The sequence below is a fragment of the Streptomyces sp. SPB074 genome (assembly GCF_000154905.1).
Taxonomy (GTDB): domain Bacteria; phylum Actinomycetota; class Actinomycetes; order Streptomycetales; family Streptomycetaceae; genus Streptomyces.
Genome location: NZ_GG770539.1, coordinates 6,699,609 through 6,702,548 on the forward strand (window position 1 = coordinate 6,699,609; position 2,940 = coordinate 6,702,548).

A 2,940-nucleotide genomic window follows, 5' to 3' on the forward strand; every position below is an offset into this window, starting at 1 on the left:
CACAGCCCGGGCGCGGTGAGCGCGACGGCCCCGGCGACCCCCAGAGACCAAGGAGGCACCGCACCGCGTCGCTCCCGAGGACGATCCGCCGGGGATCGAAACGGTCGGCGAGCACCCCGCCCCCCAGCATGAGCAGCGCGCGCGGCACGGCCCCCGCCGCCATCACACAGCCCACCCCGGCCGGAGAGGCGACCTTCTGCGCCGCCCAGCCCAGCGCCACGAAGTACACACCGTCCCCGACGAGCGAGGCGGTGTACGCGAGCAGCCCGCGCAGCACGTTGGCGTCACGATGGGCGGGCCGCTGCGAAGCGCCGGGGACCGGCGCCTCGGGGAGGACGGGCGCGGCGGGTGCGGGGACAGTCATGCCGGACTCCCTCGGGAACATGCCGGACTCCTCGGGAAAGGGCTCAGGGGCGGAAGGGGAAGCTGTACAGGTGCAGCGCGACGTGCTCGCGCTCCCGGCCGTCGCCGGACCGCGCCGCCTCCTTCGCCCGCTCGCGCCACCGCGCCGCGAGCGCTTCGAAGTCCCGCCCCAGCTCCGCCAGTTCCTCCGCAGTGAGATCGACGACCCACTCCGAGGACATGGCCGCGTCGGACCACCGCGCGCCCCACGCGGGCACTTGCGAGAGGTAGTGCGTGTACTGCTCGAAGCGGGTCTTGACCAGTGCCCGCACCACGGCCCGCGACGTGGCCGCGCCCTCCGGCGTCCCGGCGAACTCGGAGTCCCGGAAGCCGAATCCGCCCTCGTGCGCCACCCGCCACCAGCGCTCACGGCCGTCTCTCGCGCGTTCGGGGGCCTCCGTCACGAAGCCGTGCTCGGCCAGCTTGCGCACGTGGTAACTGACCAGCGAGGGAGCCTCGTCCACCTGCTCGGCGAGCGCCGAGGCGGTCGCGGCCCCCTCCGCGTACAACAGGCGGTACAGGCGCATCCGCAGGGGATTGGTGAACGCTTTCAGGCGCGCGAGCTCGGTGATCCGCTCGGGCCGGGGGCCGGGATGCGACGGCTCCGCCGCCTCGGGAGCACGGGCGGCGGGGGCGGCGGGGTGCCGGGGTGACGGGGCGTCGGAACCGGGGTCCTGGGAAGCGGGCATGGGCCGAGTATGGTTCCGCAAGAAAAATTGCGCAAGTATTCTTTCGCAAGAGGCTCTGACTCCGGCGCACCGCCCCGGCTCTGGGGTGCGATCGCGCCTTTCCGCTCGTCGCGCCGGACTAGGATTCCGGCCCATGGGGCAGCGCGCGGACGCGGTGAGCGGGGACTTCCGGCTGACGATGGAGGAGTTGCGCGTCGTGGTGCGGTACGTGCTGGGGGACGCCGAGGAGGTGCTGCCCGTCTTCGAGCGTGCCGTGCCCGGTGACTCCCGGCCCCGCGCGGCGGTCGAGGCGGCCCGGGAGTCACCGGCGGCGCGCGCAGGACGGTGGCGCAGCGCCTCACCGCGACGGACGCCCACCGCGCCGCGGCGGACGCGCCCACCGAGGCCGCACGGCTGGCGGCCCGCTGCGCCGGGGACGCCGCCGCGGCCGCGTACCGGCATCCCCTCGCCCGGGCGACGCAGGTCGGTCACATCCTGCGGGCGTCCGCGAGCGCCGCGCGCGTGGGCGAACTGGAGGCCGGGGGCGACCCGGCCGTCGGGGACGCCCTGCTGGGGAGAGCGCGGGAGCGGGCGACGCCGGAGCTGATCGGCGTACTGCGCCGGTACCCGCCCGCCGCCGAAGGCCGCGGACGCGTCGCCGGGCTCATGAGCGCGCTGGACAGGTCCCTGCGCCGGACGGCGGTTCAGGAGCCGGGACCCGCTGGGCCGGACGGGGCGTCGTGAGCCGCGTACCCGCGACCAGTCCGCCGCCGCTCCGGGAAGCGTGACCCGTCCGGGCCCGCCCGGCGCGTGAACCGTCCGGGGGCCGCGTCCCGCCGGGGCGTTCACCGGCCGGTACGGTGCACGGAACCGGCCGAAATCCCCGGGGGTGGCACACGCCTCATCGTATCCGGCGCGGCATTGGGTCAAGGGCTGGTAATTTGGTCAGACCGTAAGCCCAGCAGTGGTTCACGGTCAACCGCCGCCGTCCGTGGGAGATTGTTCGTATGCCATCGCGTCCCGGGAGTCAGCCGAAGCCAGCGCCGCACGCCAAGGAGGCCCCGGCGGCCCCGGCGCCCGAGGGGCTGTTCAAGGCGGTGTCCTCCCACCGCGTCTCCCAGGTCATCGTGGAACAGGTCCGGATGCTCCTCAAGGAGGAGAAGCTCAAGCCGGGCGACCGGCTGCCGAGCGAGCGCGACCTGTGCGTGCACTTCGGCGTCAGCCGGGTCACCGTGCGCGAGGCGCTGCGCATCCTGGAGGCCGGTGGCCTGGTGGAGATCCGGGTCGGCGCCCGGGGCGGTGCCTTCGTGACGACGCCGGACTCCCGGCAGGTCGGCGAAGGGCTCGCGACGCTGCTGTCGCTGTCCCCGCTCACCGCCGGCGAGGTGACCGAGGCGCGCCTCGTCTTCGAACTCGGCATCGTGCCGCTCATCGTGGAACGCGCCACGGACGAGGACCTGGACGAACTCTTCGCACTGTGCGACGCGCACATCGCCGCGATGGAGGAGGGCGCCTACACGATGGAGATGTCCGCCGAGTTCCACACCCGGGTGGCCGACTGCACCCACAACGCGGCCATCCGGATGCTCGTGGAGTCCTTCCACGGCCCGCTCCTCATGAGCCTGCGCGAGGCGCAGACGGTGGAGCCGAGGATGGGCAAGCGCGGCTCCCGCGAGCACCGTTCCTTCGTCGAGGCGGTCGCCGCGCGCGACGTGGAGCGGGCGAGCGGCGTCATGCGCACCCACCTGGAGCGGACGGCCTCGCGCGTCCGCTCCCAGGGGGCCTGACGCCCGCGCGGGAGACGCGCGCGCACCCGCGCCGTACTGACGCCGAGCCAGGGGCCCGGTTCCGGAGAAGGTTTCCGGAGCCG

3 protein-coding genes and 1 pseudogene are annotated in these 2,940 nt (G+C 74.4%); 2 read left to right on the forward strand and 2 right to left on the reverse strand.

Going from position 1 to position 2,940, the window contains the following annotated elements:
• Together SSBG_RS28675 and SSBG_RS28680 are read right to left on the reverse strand one after the other, a co-directional pair.
• A pseudogene (locus SSBG_RS28675) lies at positions 1 to 364 on the reverse strand (MFS transporter); the annotation flags it as partial.
• Positions 365 to 407: 43 nt separating this feature from the next.
• Positions 408 to 1,091 carry an ArsR/SmtB family transcription factor gene (locus SSBG_RS28680; RefSeq protein WP_008749531.1) on the reverse strand — a complete coding sequence of 228 codons (684 nt, stop codon included), beginning with the start codon at positions 1,089 to 1,091 and terminating at the stop codon, positions 408 to 410.
• Positions 1,092 to 1,415: 324 nt separating this feature from the next.
• On the opposite strand from SSBG_RS28680, the gene SSBG_RS28685 reads away from it, so the two are divergent.
• A complete protein-coding gene (locus SSBG_RS28685) occupies positions 1,416 to 1,814 on the forward strand; it encodes a hypothetical protein (protein ID WP_008749532.1) in 399 nt (132 codons plus the stop codon).
• A gap of 263 nt (positions 1,815 to 2,077) precedes the next feature.
• Complete coding sequence (locus tag SSBG_RS28690; protein WP_008749533.1) at positions 2,078 to 2,857, forward strand: FadR/GntR family transcriptional regulator; 780 nt, start codon at positions 2,078 to 2,080, stop codon at positions 2,855 to 2,857.
• Positions 2,858 to 2,940 lie beyond the last annotated feature (83 nt).